The sequence below is a fragment of the Streptosporangium sp. NBC_01469 genome (genome assembly GCF_036227305.1).
Lineage (GTDB): Bacteria > Actinomycetota > Actinomycetes > Streptosporangiales > Streptosporangiaceae > Streptosporangium.
Window position 1 is genome coordinate 8,983,123 of record NZ_CP109465.1, and the last position, 16,200, is coordinate 8,999,322.

The 16,200-nt window shown below is 70.3% G+C and carries 18 protein-coding genes; 13 read left to right on the forward strand and 5 right to left on the reverse strand.

All coding sequences use genetic code 11. The features are described 5' to 3' along the window. The first annotated feature begins 121 nt into the window (after positions 1 to 121). Positions 122 to 691 (forward strand): MarR family winged helix-turn-helix transcriptional regulator, encoded by a 570-nt coding sequence (locus tag OG587_RS39085; RefSeq protein ID WP_329083863.1) that lies wholly within the window; start codon positions 122 to 124, stop codon positions 689 to 691. Positions 692 to 798: 107 nt separating this feature from the next. Here the strand turns inward: OG587_RS39085 and OG587_RS39090 are convergent, their stop codons facing one another. Next, positions 799 to 1,332, reverse strand: a complete 534-nt coding sequence (locus OG587_RS39090; protein WP_329083864.1) for a hypothetical protein — start codon at positions 1,330 to 1,332, stop codon at positions 799 to 801. 469 nt (positions 1,333 to 1,801) lie between these two features. Here OG587_RS39090 and OG587_RS39095 point away from each other — a divergent pair, with 469 nt between their 5' ends. The 7 genes from OG587_RS39095 (at position 1,802) to OG587_RS39125 (ending at position 8,477) form a co-directional block, all read left to right on the forward strand. Beyond that, positions 1,802 to 2,707: an LLM class flavin-dependent oxidoreductase gene (locus tag OG587_RS39095; protein ID WP_329083865.1), complete on the forward strand. Its 906-nt coding sequence runs from the start codon at positions 1,802 to 1,804 to the stop codon at positions 2,705 to 2,707. Positions 2,708 to 2,896: 189 nt separating this feature from the next. Further along, positions 2,897 to 4,528, forward strand: a complete 1,632-nt coding sequence (locus OG587_RS39100; RefSeq protein WP_329083866.1) for a hypothetical protein — start codon at positions 2,897 to 2,899, stop codon at positions 4,526 to 4,528. After that, positions 4,525 to 4,959, forward strand: coding sequence for a FixH family protein (locus tag OG587_RS39105; RefSeq protein WP_329083867.1), 435 nt, complete (start codon positions 4,525 to 4,527; stop codon positions 4,957 to 4,959). Before OG587_RS39100 ends, OG587_RS39105 begins: the two co-directional genes overlap by 4 nt. 11 nt (positions 4,960 to 4,970) lie before the next feature. Then, entirely contained in the window at positions 4,971 to 6,089 is a 1,119-nt protein-coding gene (locus tag OG587_RS39110) for a hypothetical protein (RefSeq protein ID WP_329083869.1), read from the forward strand. Further along, positions 6,086 to 6,676: a hypothetical protein gene (locus OG587_RS39115; RefSeq protein WP_329083870.1), complete on the forward strand. Its 591-nt coding sequence runs from the start codon at positions 6,086 to 6,088 to the stop codon at positions 6,674 to 6,676. The genes OG587_RS39110 and OG587_RS39115 overlap by 4 nt, the downstream gene beginning before the upstream one ends. Beyond that, positions 6,673 to 7,809, forward strand: a complete 1,137-nt coding sequence (locus OG587_RS39120) for a sensor histidine kinase (protein WP_329083871.1) — start codon at positions 6,673 to 6,675, stop codon at positions 7,807 to 7,809. The genes OG587_RS39115 and OG587_RS39120 overlap by 4 nt, the downstream gene beginning before the upstream one ends. Further along, a complete protein-coding gene (locus tag OG587_RS39125; protein ID WP_329083872.1) occupies positions 7,806 to 8,477 on the forward strand; it encodes a response regulator transcription factor in 672 nt (223 codons plus the stop codon). The genes OG587_RS39120 and OG587_RS39125 overlap by 4 nt, the downstream gene beginning before the upstream one ends. 210 nt (positions 8,478 to 8,687) lie before the next feature. Here OG587_RS39125 and OG587_RS39130 read toward each other — a convergent pair whose 3' ends face one another. Continuing rightward, positions 8,688 to 9,914: a glycosyltransferase gene (locus OG587_RS39130; RefSeq protein WP_329083873.1), complete on the reverse strand. Its 1,227-nt coding sequence runs from the start codon at positions 9,912 to 9,914 to the stop codon at positions 8,688 to 8,690. Positions 9,915 to 10,064: 150 nt separating this feature from the next. On the opposite strand from OG587_RS39130, the gene OG587_RS39135 reads away from it, so the two are divergent. After that, positions 10,065 to 10,229, forward strand: coding sequence for a hypothetical protein (locus tag OG587_RS39135; protein WP_329083874.1), 165 nt, complete (start codon positions 10,065 to 10,067; stop codon positions 10,227 to 10,229). Between the two features lie 238 nt (positions 10,230 to 10,467). On the opposite strand, the gene OG587_RS39140 is transcribed toward OG587_RS39135, so the two are convergent. Together OG587_RS39140 and OG587_RS39145 are read right to left on the reverse strand one after the other, a co-directional pair. Further along, on the reverse strand, positions 10,468 to 10,887 hold the full coding sequence (locus tag OG587_RS39140; protein WP_329083875.1) for a PPOX class F420-dependent oxidoreductase: 420 nt from the start codon (positions 10,885 to 10,887) through the stop codon (positions 10,468 to 10,470). 541 nt (positions 10,888 to 11,428) lie between these two features. Beyond that, positions 11,429 to 11,914 carry an ATP-binding protein gene (locus OG587_RS39145; RefSeq protein ID WP_329083876.1) on the reverse strand — a complete coding sequence of 162 codons (486 nt, stop codon included), beginning with the start codon at positions 11,912 to 11,914 and terminating at the stop codon, positions 11,429 to 11,431. Between the two features lie 392 nt (positions 11,915 to 12,306). On the opposite strand from OG587_RS39145, the gene OG587_RS39150 reads away from it, so the two are divergent. From OG587_RS39150 to OG587_RS39165, 4 genes are all read left to right on the forward strand, one after another. After that, positions 12,307 to 13,683 (forward strand): helix-turn-helix transcriptional regulator, encoded by a 1,377-nt coding sequence (locus OG587_RS39150; protein ID WP_329083877.1) that lies wholly within the window; start codon positions 12,307 to 12,309, stop codon positions 13,681 to 13,683. 187 nt (positions 13,684 to 13,870) lie between these two features. Further along, entirely contained in the window at positions 13,871 to 14,524 is a 654-nt protein-coding gene (locus OG587_RS39155; RefSeq protein ID WP_329083878.1) for a DUF433 domain-containing protein, read from the forward strand. After that, positions 14,505 to 14,954, forward strand: a complete 450-nt coding sequence (locus OG587_RS39160; protein WP_329083879.1) for a DUF5615 family PIN-like protein — start codon at positions 14,505 to 14,507, stop codon at positions 14,952 to 14,954. Before OG587_RS39155 ends, OG587_RS39160 begins: the two co-directional genes overlap by 20 nt. 10 nt (positions 14,955 to 14,964) lie before the next feature. Further along, positions 14,965 to 15,456 (forward strand): hypothetical protein, encoded by a 492-nt coding sequence (locus tag OG587_RS39165; protein WP_329083880.1) that lies wholly within the window; start codon positions 14,965 to 14,967, stop codon positions 15,454 to 15,456. On the opposite strand, the gene OG587_RS39170 is transcribed toward OG587_RS39165, so the two are convergent. Next, positions 15,436 to 16,149 carry an NUDIX hydrolase gene (locus OG587_RS39170; RefSeq protein WP_329094137.1) on the reverse strand — a complete coding sequence of 238 codons (714 nt, stop codon included), beginning with the start codon at positions 16,147 to 16,149 and terminating at the stop codon, positions 15,436 to 15,438. The two genes, OG587_RS39165 and OG587_RS39170, sit on opposite strands and share 21 nt — an antisense overlap. Positions 16,150 to 16,200: the final 51 nt, after the last annotated feature.

Below are 16,200 nucleotides of genomic sequence, written 5' to 3' on the forward strand. Positions count from 1 at the left end.
CGCGGCACGCGTCCCCCGGACGCGCGGCACCGCGATGGTGCGGCAGGACAGATCGTATGTAAAGCAGATGAATTGTCAAACAGAAGGTCTCACAGACCGTCGATCCTGGTAATCTCGTGGCATGCCGGCAACCCGACCTTCCAGTGCCGAGATCCCGGACGCCCTGGACAGCGACCTGGGCTGGACCCTCGGAGTGGTCTTCCGCTCCTACGTCAGGACCGCGAACGCGCTGGTCAGCCACCTCCCCGGCGGCCCGCGCGGCTACCAGGTGCTCGCCGCCGCGGCCCAGGGGCTCCCCGGCGGCCAGGGCGCGCTGGCACAGCGCCTCGGCGTCGACAAGACGGTCATGACCTACCTGCTCGACGACCTGGAGAAGGCCGGGCTGGTCGAGCGCCGCCCCGACCCCGCCGACCGGCGCAACAAGCGCGTCGTCGCCACCGAGCGGGGCAGGGCGACCTGGACCGACACGCAGACCCGGCTGGAACACGCCGAGGACCACGTGCTGGCACCGCTGGACCCGGACGACCGCTCGGTGTTCCGGGAGCTGCTGCGAAAGCTGGCCGCTCAGGCCAACAGCCTGGACCCGGTGCACGACACCTGCCGGCTCGTCGAGGAGCTCGCCCCCGACAGCGTCCCCACCGTGCGGGGTCCCGCGTCCCCCGCCAAGCCGCGGCGCTCCCCCCGCGGCTGACCACCGGCCGCCGCGAGAGTCCCACGAGGACAGCCGGAATGCCTGGAGTGCCCGGAGCGGCCCGGGGGTTGCGCTCACCCCCGGGCCCAAACGGACCCGAACGCGGGTCAGCCGGTGGCCAGGATCAGCGTGGAGCTGTAGGCGGAAGAGGCTCCCGCACCGAATCGCTGGTTGTTGACCACCGATCCGTAACCGGCGCCGCTGGCCCAGTGGAACCTCATCACCGGCCGGTTCCCGCTGAAGTCGATGTTTCCCACCACCTCGGTGAAGCTACTGCTGCCGCCGATCCGCGACGAGCCGTTCGCCGCGAAGACCCAGCTGTCTCCCTGCCTCTGGAACCGGCCGCGCAGGGGATAGAGGTCCGAGCGCACATTGGTGGTGGTGAAGGCGAAAGTGCCGTTTCCCGAGAAGACCCACACCGCGTTCTGGACGCGCGAGAGCGCGCTGTTCGCCCAGGCGGCCTGACCCTTCACCTGCTCGAACCGGGTGACCCTCGCCGTACGGAACCGGTACGGGAAGGCGGCGCTCGCCACCTGCCCGGACGCGGCGGGCGCGCTCGCCCCGGCCGGTCCCCGCGTGGCCGCCTGCGCCGGGGAAGCCGACAGCACGGCCCCGGCGAGCAGCGCCGCCGCCGCGAGCACCCTCGCGGCCTTTCCCCTTCCCCTGCTTCCCCTTCCTCCTCTTTCCCCGGACGTTTCCCCGGACCTTTCCACGGACCGTGCCCCGTCCTCGTCCACCCCCGGACGGAACAGACTCCTCGACCCCATGAAATCCATGCCGATCTCCCTCCCGGCACCTTCCCCACCTATGTATCCCACCCGGCAGCAAAAGGTGCATTGCTGACTACAGGAGTAGCGTAAAGCGCCAGGCGGCCTTCGCGGAAGCGAAACATAAGACGATCGGAAGAAGTAAGGAGATACAGGCGGTGAAATACGGCACAGACCTCTGCCATCTTCATGGTTGATGCACTATTTGTCAGCATTGCCCTTAATTTAGCTGGCTATACTTATGGTCGTGTTCACCATATCGACAGAGGACGTCGAGCCACAGAAGCGCCTTCATGGACGCGAGGTTGACCTCAAGAATGCTTGAGGTTGAAGGATGGCCGCCATGGCACCCTTCATGGACATCGGAGTGATCCTGCCCACCGTCGCCGCGCAACGGGCGCAACGACTCGACCTGGGCACCGCCGCGCGGCACGCGGAGGAGGCGGGGCTGGACGGCGTCTGGCACGGTGACCACCTGGCCACCGGGACGGCGTCGCTGGACTGCGCCGTGGCGCTGGCCGTCGCCGCGGGGGCGACGACGCGGATCCGGATCGGGATCGGGACGAGCGTGTTCATCCCGGCGATCCGCCCCCTGGCGTGGGCGGCCAAGCAGGTCGCGAGCCTGCAGCACGTCTCCGGCGGGCGGCTGGTCCTGGGCGTCGGGTCCGGCGGCGGCGCCGGGCAGTGGGCGGCGGCCGGAGTGCCGTACGGGGAGCGCGGCAGGCGCACCGACACCGCGCTGGAGCTGCTGGGACGGCTGCTGGCCGGGGAGACCGTCGCACTGGTGGACGAGCCGGGAGAGGTACGGCTCGAACCGGCGGTGACACCCCCGCCGATCTGGGTCGGCAACGCGTCGGCGGTGGCCGTGCGGCGGGCGGCACGCCACGGGGACGGCTGGTTCCCGTCGATGATCCCCCCGGCGGCGGTGGCCTCGGGCAGGGCCAGGCTGACCGAGCTCGCCGCCGCCCACGGACGTCCGGAACCGGTCGTCGCCATCGGCGCCGCCGGCGTCCTCGGCTCGGCGCCCGGCCTGCCCACCCGCGAGTCCATCGCCTCGGGCATCACCGGGTACGGCATCCCCCTGGAGGAGGCGATGAGGCTCCCCGTCACCGGCGAGCCCGCACGGGCGGCCGAGCAGCTGGCCGCCTACCACGAGGCCGGGGCGCGTCACGTGGTCATGGGATTCGCGGGAGGCGACTGGCGCGAGCAGTGCGACCTGCTGGCCGAGGCCCGCGCCCTCCTGTCCTGACCCACCGGCCGGGGTGCCGCCGGTGACCCGTCACACGACCTCGCCGGGAGAACCGGTCCGGGCGGGAGCCGATCATCCGGCGGCGGCCCCGGCCCGCCTCCAGGGGCGGTCCGCTAGTTCTCCGGAACTACGCGGGTCAGTGCTCCGGCGTGATGTCCGGGGCGGGTGGTCGTTCCTAGGCTCCTCGATGTGCTGAAACGTCTGTTCCTCATCCTCGCCGTACCGGTGGCGATCGTCTTGACCGGCGCGGCGCCGGCTCTGGCGCACGGCGGCAGCGCGGAGGCCGACGTCCGGTTCGCCCAGACGATCGCCGGCATGGAGCTCACCGTGGTGATCCGGGCGAACGACCGCGTACCGGCCCCGCTGAACGTCGACGTGGTCGCCCACGGGCCGGACCGCGACGCGCGGGTCACCCTGGGGGTGCGTTCGACCGAAGGGGGCGGGACTTCCTCGGACGCGGTACGGATCGTGGCCGGGCAGGGCGGGATGTATCCGGCGGAGCTCTGGGTGGACCGGGTGGGACCGCACGAGCTGGAGCTGCGGGCCGGTGGGGAGCGATCCGTACTGCCCTTCCGCGTCCTGGTCCCGGACCTGGAGCTGTGGGAGGTCGTCGCCTACGGGGCGTTCGCCTGCGCCGCGGTGTCGCTGATCGCCGCCATGGTGTGCGCGCCGCTGTCCAGGCGGGGCGCCACCGCGGTGTTCGCCGTCGGCTTCGTGATCGCGGCGGTGGTCGCGTTCACCACGGCAGCGCTCTCCCCATGGATCCGGCCGACCCCGCCCGAAGGCGCGGCGCCGGCGCCGGGCCTCGCGTCGGATCTCGCACCGGGCTTTGTGTCGGGCCTTGTGTCGGGACGGCCGAACGCGCAGCCGGTGATCGAGGCCGTCCCGGAGCGCCCGGCACGGGGGACCGAGTTCCGTCTCCGCCTGAAACTGTTCGACGGCTCGACCGGCCTTCCGGTCGACGATCTGGTGGAGCATCACGCCGCGCTGACCCACGTCGTGGTGACCAGCGACGACGGCACCCACTTCCGGCACGTTCACCCTGCCCGCACCGCCCCGGGAACCTACGAGGTGCGGCTGCGCGCCCAGAAGCCGGGACGGCACCTGGTGTACGCCGAGTTCGAACGCGCCGACGCCGGTGGCCGGCTCGTCTCCGGAGAGTTCACGGTCGGCGACGCGACCGGAGAGGACGGCGACAGCCCTGCGCCGCGACCGGCGACGAACCGCCAGTCCCCGGACCGGCCGTCACCAAACCGGTCAACCCCGGATCAGGCCCCCTCGGTGTCGGCGAGTACCACGGTCGCGCCCCCCTCAGAGCCATCACCAAACCGGTCGACCCCAGACCAGGCACCCCCAGACCCGTCGGTTCCGAACCGGCCGGCCCCGGACCGGCCGTCCCTGGACCCGCCGGCCTCGAACCCATCGCTCCCACCCCCGTCGGCACCGGACCCGCCGTCATCGGATCGGCCGGTGGTCGTACCGATGACCGATCCGCCGCACCCGGTGGCGGGGCGGCCGGTCCGCGTCCGGCTGGACACCGGCGCCGATGACGTGCAGCCGTGGCTCGGCATGGCCGGCCACTTGATCGTCCGCAGCCGTACCGGCGACTTCCTCGGCCACGTCCACGAGCGGAGCTCCATGCCCGCGATTCCCGGCAACCCGCCGGACGAGTCCGTGGCGATCTACGGTCCGGGGCTGGAGTTCACGTTCAGCTTCCCCGCGCCGGGCCGCTACCTCCTCTGGATCCAGTACGCCCGCGACTTCGAGATCGTGACCGTGCCGCACGTCGTCGACGTCGCGGCGGAGGGGAGCCCGCGATGACATGGCGTCGTGTCATGGTCGCGCTGCTGGTCATCGCCGGTGCGATCTGGGGATACGGGGTGCTCGGGGGAGGCACGCCCGGCCCGGTCGAGCTGGCGGGAACGGGCGCGCGCTACGCGATCGGCGTCGCGCTGGACAGGGCGCGCCCCGGACCGGTCGAGATCAAGATCACGGCCACCACGGCGAAGGAGCCGGTCACCACGGCGAAGGAGCCGGTCACCCCGGCCGCCGTGGCGGAGGTCTCGGTCTTCGCGGTGATGCCGCACATGGGCCACATCACCACCGAGATCCCCGCGCGGCGGGAGCGACCCGGCCGGTTCGTCGCCCGCGGCGAGCTCTTCACCATGGCGGGGGTCTGGGAGATCGCGGTCCGGGTGGACGGACCGTCAGGCACCGAGGTCATCAGAGTCAACACGCTGGTCGGAGAATAGGAGAACCGTACATGACCGTTCAACCGAGAACAGATCCATCACCCGAAACCGAGGCGAGCATCCGTGACGTGCCGCGCCGGGAGGTGACCGGCGCCTGGTTCCTGATGGCCGGCTACGCCACGCTGCTGCTGGGCATGGTGTGGGACGGACAGTGGCACGGCGACGTCGGGCCGGACAACTTCTTCACCGCTCCGCACCTCCTGCTCTACGCCGGGACCGGAATCGTCGGCCTCACCTGTCTCACCGTCGTGCTGCTCACCACGTGGGGCGGCGGGGCGGCGAGCGGTACCCCGGCGGTGACGGTGTTCCGCACGTTCCGCGCGCCCTGGCCGTTCCTGGTCGGCGGGCTCGGCGCGTCGGGCAACCTGCTGTACGGCGGCGTCGACCTGTGGTGGCACGACGTCTACGGCTTCGACATCGCCGTCCCGGCGACGCCGTCGCACCTCGGGCTTGGGCTGTCCATCCAGGTGGAGATCTTCGCCATGGTGATGGCGTTCGCGGTGCTGCGCCGCACCCGGGCGCAGCGCTGGGGGCTGGCTCTTGCGGTCGGGCTCGCCACCATGGGATCGACATCGGCGTTCGGCATGGTCTCGGAGCTGGTGTTCGGCTGGATCCCCGGGATCGCGCCGCGCGTCCTCGGTCTGGGGGCGGTGTCCGCGCTGATGCTGAGCCTGGTCGTCGGGCTCACCCGCGGGGCGCGCTGGCCGGCCGCCACCGGTCTGGTGTTCCTCGCGGTCCAGGGCGCGCTGGCCCTGTTCGCCCCGGCCGCCACCCGGTGGTACGCCGAGGCGATCGGCCAGCCGATGCGCGACTACGCGAGGAACCTGCCGCAGTCGCTGATCGGTTTCCCCGCCACGTTCCCGCTGGTCGCGTTACTCGCGGCGGGCGCGGTGTGGTGGGCCGCGCGGCGAGGCACCGGCCCGGTCGGGGTGACCGCGGCGGTCGGGGCGGTCGCCGGAATCAACGCCGCGCTCTTCTACAACGTGGTGGGGATGGAGATGAACCTGCTCGTCACCCTCGTCGCGGTGGCCGGGGTCGGTGCCGGAACGGGGTGGCTGGGCTGGCAGTGCGCCACTCTCCTGCGCCGGTTCGGCCGGTTCGACCAGATCGGTCGCGAGGTGGCCGCATGAGACGCCTACCGAAGGCGCTGACGGCGCTGGCGGCGATCATCGTAACCCTGCTGGCGAGCGCGGCTCCGGCGTCGGCCGCGCCACCCCTCGACGGTGAGATCGCGCACACCGAGACCGTACGGATGGGCGGGTCCTCACTGACCGTGTCGTTCACCCAGTGGCCGGTCCGGGCCCTGCGATCGCTGGACTTCGCCTTCGAACCGGAGGGCGGGATCGAGGGACGCGTCGGGCTGCTCCGGACGATTTCGCCGTCCGGCGATCCCAGGGGACTGAAGGGGATTGTCCTGGAGCGCCGAGGTGACAGCATCGTGTTGCCGAGGCATCCGCGGGCGCGCCAGGTCTGGGGACTCGACGTCGTCTCGTTACAGGAGGAGGGCACATGGCGGTTCGAGTTCACCGTGGAGGACTCCGGCGGCGCCCTGACCGGCGTGCTCCCGATCGAGGTGACCAGTCCCCCGGGCCCGCCGCTCGCGCTGAGCTGGACGATCGCGCTGGCGCCCTGGCTCCCGGTCGCGCTGCTCCTGGCGTACGGCTGGCGGCGGAGCCGGCCGATCCGGCGCGGCGCCGGACCCGCCTGGAGTGGGTGAGCGACGGCCTGCTCGTCCTGCTCCCCCCACTGGTCGGCTGGCTGGTCGGGCTCGCGAGCGGGCTCGGGGACACGCTCTGGATCCTGCTCGCCCTGACCTTCACGCAGTCGCTGGTCCTGATGTGGTACCGGCGGTTCCCGCTCGCGGTGCTGGTCGTCGTCGGCGCTCTGGACCTGGTGCTCGCCCTGCTCAAGATGCCGATCATGGTCGGTTACCTGGTCGCCGCCTCCCGCCTCGGAGGGTGGGGCCGGGGCAACCGGCAGAGGATCGGTGTGCTGTCGGGACTGGCGGTGCTGCTCGTCGGACTGCCGCTCGCGGTCATCCACGACGGTGAGCCGATGACGGTGGCGGCGGTGTTCTCGGCGATGGCGGTCCTCTTCCTCGGGTTCTGGGCGGTCGGCCGAGTCGAGGGCAGGCAGCGCGCCCGGATCTGGGAGCTCCAGGCGCGCTCGCGGCGGCTGGAGGCCGAACGGGAACTGGCCGAGAGGCGTGCCGCCGAGCGCGAGCGCGCCCTGCTGGCCAGAGAGCTGCACGACATCCTCAACCACTCGGTGACCGCCATGGTGCTGGACGCCGAGGCGGCGGCCGACACCGGGGAGGAGGCCGAGGCGACGCTGCGGCGGGTGGCGAACACCGGCAGGGAGTCACTGGCGGAGCTTCGCCGGCTGCTCGGCGTGCTCAGGGAGCCACCCGACGGGCACGACCCGCTCGTCCCGCCCCCCAGGCTGGACCAGCTGGAGGACCTGGTGACGTCCTCACCTCCCGGCGGCCCGCGGGTCCGGCTGGAACGCGACGGGGACGTACGGCAGGTCGACGCCAGTATCGAGCTGGCGGCCTACCGAGTCGTCCAGGAGTCGTTGACGAACGTCGCCAAGCACGCCGGCGCGGTGGACGTCCGGGTGGTGTTGACCTACTCTCCGGACCGGCTGGAGATCCGGGTCGGCAACCCCGTACCCGGACCGCCGTCGCGGGACGGTGACGGCGGGCCGGGGGGAACGCCGGGGAACGGGGGCGGGGTGGGACTGATCGGCATGCGGGAACGCGTCGAGCTGCTCGGCGGGTCGGTGCGGGTGGTCAGGAATCCGGGCGACTTCGAGGTACGCGCGACGCTGCCACTGCGGAACGCCTCGTGACCGCGATCCGGGTGCTGGTCTGCGACGACGAGCAGCTGTTGCGGGAGGCGCTGACCCGGCTGGTCGGGGCGGCGGAGGATCTCACCGTGGTCGGCGCCGTCGGCGACGGCGCCGCCGCGGTCACCGCGGCCGTCGAGCATCGGCCCGACGTGGTGCTCATGGACATCCGGATGCCCGTCATGGACGGGATCGAGGCGACCCGCAGGATCGTCGCCGGGCGCGGCACCGCGCGGACCCGTGTCCTGATCCTCACCACGTACGACCTCGACAGTTACGTGTACGCGGGGTTGCAGGCCGGTGCGAGCGGGTTCCTGCTCAAGGACGCGCCCGGCGAACGGATCCGCGACGGCATCCGCATCGTCGCAACCGGCCAGTCCGTCCTGGCACCGGAGGCGACCACCCGGATGATCGAGGCGCTGCAGCCCGTGATGCCCACGGCCGAGGACCACGCGTTGCGGCAGGCGGCACATCGGCTCACCGACCGGGAACGCCAGGTCTGCGAGCTGATCGCGGAGGGCCTGTCCAACGACGACATCGCGCGTCGGCTCGTGATCAGCCGCTACACGGTGAAGGTCCACGTGTCGAGCATCCTGGCCAAGCTCGGCCTGCCGGACCGGGTGCACGTCCTGCTCGCCTGGACCCGCCTGCGCACCCTGCGCCTGCGCTGAACCACTCCCCCGGGCCCCGCCGTCGTCCCGTGCGGCCGGGCACCCACCGCGTACGGACATCACGCGCCACGGCCCGACTCGATGATGTCGATGAGGACCGGGTGCCCGTGCCGGTCCACCAGCACGTGGTCCGGTCCGAGTTCGCCACTCGCGCCGAGGCGAGGCGGCAGGTCACCGAACGTCGCCTCCCCTCCATGCCGCCTTACCGGGTCAGTCGCCGAGCCTGCCCACCGCCTCGACGACGGCTCCGGCACCGTCCTCGGCCTCGACCTGTCCCGCGAGAATCCGGGCTCTGTCGCGATAGGACCGATCCGACACGGCGGCGCCGAGTGCGTCCGCGAGCCGCTCGGCCGACAGTCGCCTGAGAGGGATCGCGGCCGGTCCCACACCGAGTGCGGTGAGACGCGAGGCCCACAACGGCTGGTCGGTCATCGCCGGTATGCCGACGGCGGGCACGCCGGCGCGCAGCCCGGCCGCCGTGGTTCCACATCCGGCGTGGTGCGCCACCGCGGCCATCCGGGGGAACAGCCAGGCATGTGGCACGTCTCCGATGTGGAGCACGTCGTCATCGTCGAGGGCCGGGTCGGCCGCGCCGGTCTGCAGCACCCCGCGCAGCCCGGCCCGCCGTAGCGCGGCCACGGCCACCTCGCCGAACCGCGCGAGGGGGCCGGAGCCCATGCTGCCGAACCCGATGAACACCGGTGGCGGCCCCGAGTCCAGGAAATCGGCCAGCTTCGCGGGCGGCCGCCAGCCGGGCGAACTCTCCGGCCACCAGTAGCCGGTCACCTGGAGTCCCTCCCGCCAGTCGGCCGGGCGCGGCAGCACGCTCGGGCTGAAGCCGTGGAAGACCGGCCAGCGGGTGGACTCGCGACGACGGTACAACGCGGTGGCGGTGGTGCCGGGAAGCCCCAGACGGGCACGCAACTTCTTCGCCCCCAGATAGAGCGGCGACGGCGTGGTGAACGCCAGCCGGGACATCGCCCGGTTGCCCCGGCGGCCCAGCGAACGGGTGAGGGCACCCACGACCGGGGGAAAGTCACCGGTCGGATCGACGGGCTGGAGGTACACCCCCATGCTCGGAACGCCCATGGCCTCGGCCACGTGGGTTCCCGCCGAGGCCGGCACGCTGAGAAGCAGCACGTCGGCGCCACGCTCGGCCGCGTCCACGACCCCCTCGCCCGTCTGGCGCTCGTACTCGGCGAACATCCCGACCTTGGCTGCGACGGACGTCCTCTCGCCTCCCTTGCCCGCCCGGAGAAGGGAGATCGGGTCGCCGGGGATCGGACGGAACTCCAGACCGCACGCTTTCACCATGTCCGCGTACGGCTCATGGGCCGCGATCGCCACCTCGTGCCCGGCGGCACGAAGCCGGCTGCCCAGCCCGGTGTAGGGGGCGACGTCGCCTCGGGTGCCGATCCCGATGATCAGCACTCGCATGCGGGCGGTCCTTCCAGGCGCGGCCGGATGTCGACACAGTGGGCGGGAGAGACGGGCATGGGTACGACCTCCTCGGACGGCACAATGCAATGCACTCGCATTGTAAAAGCAGGAGGCATCGTATTCAATACGACCGCATGGGAAAAACGTATGCCAAAGAAGGTCGACCATGAGGTGCGGCGACGGCACATCGCCGAGGCCCTCCACCGGATCATCGACAGGGACGGGCTGGACGCCGTCAGCCTGCGGGAGGTGGCGACGGAGGCGGGCGTGTCCATTTCGCCTTCGCCCAGGGCCTGGTCAACCCGGCACTGATCGGCCACTACACCCCGGAGGCCGTCGTGGCGGCGGTGGACTACCACCTGGACAGACTGTTCACCTGACACGGAACCCGTACGAGCACGGCCTGGAGTCCGCGTCGCGGCACGCGACGGCCGGGCGGCCTCAGGTCGCGTCCATCAGCGGCGGCCGGAGCACGAACCGCGCGGCGCGTCCTCGATCAGGTTGGTGGCGGCCCTTCGCGCCTCCCGGATCCCGCCGCGGGCAGCGGTCGTCAGCCGGGCTGGTTGTTGTCCTTGTGCGCGCCCCAGCCGTGCCAGCCGTCGATCTCGATCCAGGCGCTGACCCGGCCGCGGTCCCGCCGCGGGTACGGCTCCCCGAGGTAGTGCCGGGCCACCCTGTCGATGTCGGCCAGATCCCTGTCCTCACGCATCTCGGCGACATGCCCGATAACGCTGACGTGGGTGTACCAGTCGCTCCCGTCGAGCACGGTGAGGGAGACCCGGGGATCGTCGCGCAGGTGCTCCAGCCGCTTGCGGCCCTCGTCCATGTTGACCAGGATCCGGCCGTCCTCCCAGAGATACCAGGTGGCCGTGGACACGGGCCGGCCGTCGGGCCGAAGCGTCGTGATGACGGCGGGATTCGGCTTCCTCAGCATGGCGACTGCCTCATCGGGAAGCGGTGGCTTTGACATGATCACTCCTCTTCGCCTCGGCGTCCCCCGGCGGTGAAGGGTGACGCAAGCGGTTCACGAGATGTACGTCCACGGTGTCACATCACGAATAGCGACGACTCGGCGACCCTCCGTAAATAACCCATCCCGTAACCGGAGCCTCGGCGGAATGCCCGCCAGGGTCGGCGACTGCGGGCGGAGCTGGAACGCCTGCGGACCGTGGCCCACACCGGCCTACGCCGCCTGGCCACGGCATGCCCCCCGGGAGCGCCGGACCAACCGGCCGCGCACCCTCATCCTCCGGGCTGTACCCGAACGACCTCCGGCGCCGCTACGAGCCCGCTGCGCCTCCATGCTTCTCGCCGGCGCGGCGGCCGGGACACTCCCTGCCCCGGCCACCGAAGGGGAACACCGGGCCGCGTCCTGTCGACCTCCGCCGTACGCGACCGGAGAACCTCCTGGCGAGCCGAAGGGATCAGGTTCCGAGCCCCGGCTCCTCCCCTCGGCGACCGGCGACCATGGCGATGACGGTGAGGAGCGAGGCGGGGCAGGAGCGCAGCGCTTATCCCGATGACCGGTGTCGGAATTCGGAGAAATCGGGGAGGGACGGGAAGATCAGACGGTTGCCGAAGAGGGTAGGCAGAGCGAAGGCGACGGCCTTACCGGGGGTGGCGGTGGTGAGGGTGACGACCGGATAGGTCTGGCAGTGGCCGTGCGAGAGCCGGTGGGCCAGGAGCAGTCCGCGACCGTTCTCGGCGAGCAGAGGCAGGCCGATCTCCTCCACCGAGTGCAGCAGGTTGAGGATGATGCGGATCTCGTGCAGGTCCTGGTCCCCTTCGACGATCTCGCACCAGGTGGGGGTGCCGTCCAGACTGAAGACGCGCAGCTCGTATGGAGGGCGGGCATGCTTCTCGGCGTTGGCGGCGAGTTCGGCGACGATGAGTTCGGCGGTGTCGATGTCGTCGTCGGGCAGGCCGGCTTGCTGGAGCACCTCCCGGACGACGGCGCGGGCGCGGCGCGAGGCGGAGCCGGGTCGCAGGACCTTCACCAGCGCACGGATGTCACCCCGCCTCGTCGCATCACCCTCCCCTCCCGCCGCCCCGGTCTCCCACACCGCCGCAGCGGCGCTCTGGCCGGTTGCGCCGAGGTGTCTCCAGCCCTGGTCCGGCAAGGGAGACGGGCTTTCAGCCGGGTGGTGCTGGGCACTTGGGGGGATGTCGTCGGCTGCCCGCATGAGCACGCTCCGTTCGCTGTGGGACTGTGCACAGCAGGAAACGCCCGCGCGAGCGGAGGAGGAACGTCAATGTTGCTCGTTGATCGTTGATCGACCACGTTACGTTCCGGAGGTGGACGTTAACTGAACGTTTTCTCGAAGGGTGGCGGTCGAGGGCCTCTCAATATCACAATGAGTTGTCTTTCGATTACCAAAGGAGAACGGTCGTGGGTGAGCTGTGCGGCGGTAAGGGGCGTCCTGAGCTGGCCAGGGCACGCAAACGGCGGGGCATGACCCAGGAGGCGGCGGCGGAGGCAGTCGGGGTGTCCGCTGCGGCCTGGGGGCGGTGGGAGCGGGGCGAGCAGGGGGTCAGGGCCTACAGTCGGCAGCGGATCGCCGCCGTGTTCGAGGTGGACGCGATGGAGGTCGAGCGGTGGATAGAAGGGTGGGCCTTCACAGCGACATCATCGTGGCCGAACGCCGACTTCGGAGACGGTTCACAGGCGGCTACGGTGAAGGCGGTCACGCATCTGTGGAGGTGTGAGTTGGACTCGTCCCGGCGCGAAATGCTGGCCGCGTTGCCGTTCGTGCCCGCCGCCTTGGGTGAGTGGCTGGTCTCCTGGAGCTACGGCGTCCCCGTCGAGTCGACCGCGCATCACGGATCCGGGCCGCTCGTGGGTCTCTCCGACGTCACCCGGATCAACGAGTCCCACAGGGCGTTCGGCCAGATGGACCAGCGGTTCGGGGCCGGGGTGGTGCGCCCGGTGGTCATGAACTATTTGAACAGCAGCGTGACACCACTACTGCGTGGTCGCTACAACGACAAGGTCGGGGCCGAACTGATGGTCGCGGCGGCGGGGATGACCGAGTTGGCCGGCTGGACCGCCTTCGACCTCGGCCACCATGGCAAGGCTCAACACCACTTCGGCCAGGCCCTCAAGCTGGCGAAGGCTGGGAACGACCTCCTCGCGGGCGCCTGGGTGCTGATGACGCTGACTCAACAGGCGATCTATCTGCAGCAGCCCAGGTGGGCGGAATGGCTGGCCCGCGCCGCCGTCGACACCGCACGCCGCGCCGGAGCGCCTCCACGTGTCATGGCGCTGATGCTGGTCAAGGAGGCCGGGGCCATGGCTTCGCGGACCAAGGGGGACGCGACCCCTGACGGGCATGTCGCCAAGCAGGTCGAGCGACTGCTCGCCGAGGCCGAGCGCGCGTATGACCAGGGTTCCGACGACCGCGACCCGGAGTGGCTGGCCTCGTACGGCAGACCGGGGCTGGTCGCGGCCATGGGCTGCTGCTGGCAGCAGATCGGCGAGCACCGACGAGCGGCCGCCTTCGCGGAAACGGCGATACAGGGCTACGACGGACGCTTCATCCGCGCGGTGCAATTTGTCCAGGCCAACGCTGCTGAGGCGTACCTCGGGACGGGTGAGCTGGAGCAGGGGATCGCTCGCGCACGGGCCGCGATTCCGGCGATCAAGGCGCTGGCCTCCCCTCGGCTGGTGGAGCGCCTGCGGCAGTTCGCCGGTCAGCTTGAGCCGTACAAGGGCAGCATGATGGTCCGCGAGTTCCGCGACCATCTCAACCACGAACTCGCCGCCTGACCTTCACCCGCCAGGCAGTCGGCGGCCTCGAAATCCCCTGCGACGAGGGCAACGGTGACGACGTCTCTCGTTCGGCCGGAAGCATCGAGATTGCGAAGGGCGTCGTGTAATGCCTGCCCGGCGTAGCGGGATTTGCGATGATGGCCGGGCAGGGGCACAGTTCACGGAGTGCGAAAGGGGTGAGGTGATGACGTACGACCCGAAATTGGCTGCCGCGCTGTCAGGCGCCACGCTCCGCCAGCTCGCGCATTGGCGCAAGACCGGCGCCAGACGGGGTGCGGTGCTGATACCGGAGATCTCCGGCACGCGACCTGTCCTCTACTCCTTTCGCGATGTGGTGGCGCTGCGAACCTGCGTCAAGCTGCGTAACGACGCCTCACTGCAGAAGATCAGGCGGGCACTCGACACGCTTCGTGGCGATCTGAAGGAGCACGACCATCTCTCGTCGTACACGCTGGTCGCCGATGGCAGCAGCATCTATCTGGCCGAGCCCGATCAGGCGGTCGATCTGGTACGAAAGAAGGCCAACGTGGTCATCCACGAGATGGTCGACGTCCTGCAGCCGTTCTATCGTGACGGCAGGCACATCCCGCCGTTGCTGCGACCTCGCGCGCACGTGACGGTGGACCCGGCGGTTCGCGGTGGGGTGCCCGTGATCGAGGGCACCCGCGTCCCCTATGACGAGGTCGCCGCACTGCTCCGAGACGGGGTTCTCCCGGAGCGGATCTCCGAGTACTACCCGAGCGTCACCGCCACGGCGGCCCTGGATGCCGCCGATTTCGCCGATTACGTCGACAGCTACAATCCCCCCAAGGAGCCGCGTGAGGCTGCTGCTGGATGAGAACGTGTCCCGGCCGCTCCACCAGGCCATCACCGCTTTCGTCCTGGGGCATGAGATCGTCCATCTGCTGGACCTCGATCGTTGGTCCGGAACACGGGATGAGAACCTCTATCCCCGGGCAGCGGCCGAAGGGTTTCACGTCATCCCGACCAACGACGCCCGACAGATGCAACGTCCCCGGGAAGTCGAGGCGATCGCCGCTTCCGGATTGCATCGGATCGAATACCCGCACAAGCATCCTGGCCTGATCGGACTCGGTCTCGCGATCGCCACGGTTGCCGCCGGACTGCCCGCTGCCCTGGCTCTTCTCGCCGAGGCGGACGGGCAACGTCTGGTGACCTTACGCGGCGTTGACCCGACCTCGGCCAGCCGCCTGCGCGTCGTCGACCCGGCCATGATCCCGCCGAAACACTGGCCGTCTCTGACGTAACCCCTCTGCCGTGACCCTGCACGAGAGCAGTCTGCCCGAGGAGGTCACCGCCGAGCAGGCCGAGCGCCGGCTCCTTGACCTGCTACCGGAGCTCCTCAGGCGTCTGCACCTGTACTTCGCCACGCGTGGCGCCGTCTCCGCACCGGCCGTACTCGCCGGGATTGGCATCGCCGTACACCAGACCACCGGCCGGGCAACCTCGGGCAGGCAGCTGAGCCAGGACGAACTGGTCGAGCTGCTGGACTCGGTGCGCTGGGAGCGCGAGACCTGCTACTGGGACGGCATCGCCGCCAGTGCGAACGCCCAAAGGACCCTCAGCTTCGGCGGCGGGGCCAAGGACTCCGGCGGGCGCGTCGCCGACGCCCTGCTGCACCCCGACACCGAGCAGGCCGCAAGATCCGCAGCTGATGATCGAGGCTATGGCCGGTTCGGGATGCGCCGATTCGCCGGTGTACCCCGAACCGGCAGCCTCACAAATGAATCAGGAAGAGACTTCGCTTGACCGCAACAACGGCGGGACCAGCAGCGATGCGGTCCCCCGGCGGTAGAGGGCCGCGGGCCTGCCGGTCTCGGGAAAGCGGCGTTCGCCCGTGGGTTCGAGGAATCCTTCCGTTCGTGTCATCTTTCTGCGGAAGTTGCTGGGATCGAGCTTGAATCCCCACACAGCCTCATAGATGCGGCGGAGGTCGCCAACGGTGAAAGGCTCAGGGCAGAACGCTGCGGCCACCGTGGTGTGCTCAAGCTGCGACCTTGCCCGTTCCAGTCCATCGCGCAGTATCGCGGCATGGTCGAAGGCCAGCGAGGTGTCGTTGGCGAGGGCGGATGAGATCGGCTCCCAGCGTGCCGCTGTGGCATCCGTTCCTGCGACGGGCAGCGGCATGTCGGGGCCGAGTGCCAGGTAGGCCACGGTGATGACTCTGCCCCGCGGATCGCGGTCCGGGTCGCTGTAGGCGTGTAACTGCTCCAGATGCAGCTTGCGGCCGTCGAGCCCGGTCTCCTCGCTCAACTCCCGTAGTGCCGTCTCGTCCAGAGTCTCCCCGTCGCGGACGAAACCGCCAGGTAATGCCGACTGCCCCAGATATGGCTGATTGCCTCGCTCGATCAGCAGAACCTGCAGTTGATCCTGCCGAACGGTGAGGATCACCAGATCAACGGTCGCGGTGACCGATGCCCGTCTTCGACTTGATCTTTCCATCACAGCAACACTTTAGCTAAAGGTCACCTTGACTCAAAGTTCTCTTACAAC

Bases quoted from the DNA above. Each gene is read 5' to 3' on its own strand.
- OG587_RS39085 (WP_329083863.1), top strand. From the start codon at position 122: ATGCCGGCAACCCGACCTTCCAGTGCCGAGATCCCGGACGCCCTGGAC.
- OG587_RS39095 (WP_329083865.1), top strand. From the start codon at position 1,802: ATGGCACCCTTCATGGACATCGGAGTGATCCTGCCCACCGTCGCCGCG.
- OG587_RS39105 (WP_329083867.1), top strand. From the start codon at position 4,525: ATGACATGGCGTCGTGTCATGGTCGCGCTGCTGGTCATCGCCGGTGCG.
- OG587_RS39110 (WP_329083869.1), top strand. From the start codon at position 4,971: ATGACCGTTCAACCGAGAACAGATCCATCACCCGAAACCGAGGCGAGC.
- OG587_RS39115 (WP_329083870.1), top strand. From the start codon at position 6,086: ATGAGACGCCTACCGAAGGCGCTGACGGCGCTGGCGGCGATCATCGTA.
- OG587_RS39130 (WP_329083873.1), bottom strand. From the start codon at position 9,914: ATGCGAGTGCTGATCATCGGGATCGGCACCCGAGGCGACGTCGCCCCC.
- OG587_RS39135 (WP_329083874.1), top strand. From the start codon at position 10,065: ATGCCAAAGAAGGTCGACCATGAGGTGCGGCGACGGCACATCGCCGAG.
- OG587_RS39140 (WP_329083875.1), bottom strand. From the start codon at position 10,887: ATGTCAAAGCCACCGCTTCCCGATGAGGCAGTCGCCATGCTGAGGAAG.
- OG587_RS39155 (WP_329083878.1), top strand. From the start codon at position 13,871: ATGACGTACGACCCGAAATTGGCTGCCGCGCTGTCAGGCGCCACGCTC.
- OG587_RS39170 (WP_329094137.1), bottom strand. From the start codon at position 16,149: ATGGAAAGATCAAGTCGAAGACGGGCATCGGTCACCGCGACCGTTGAT.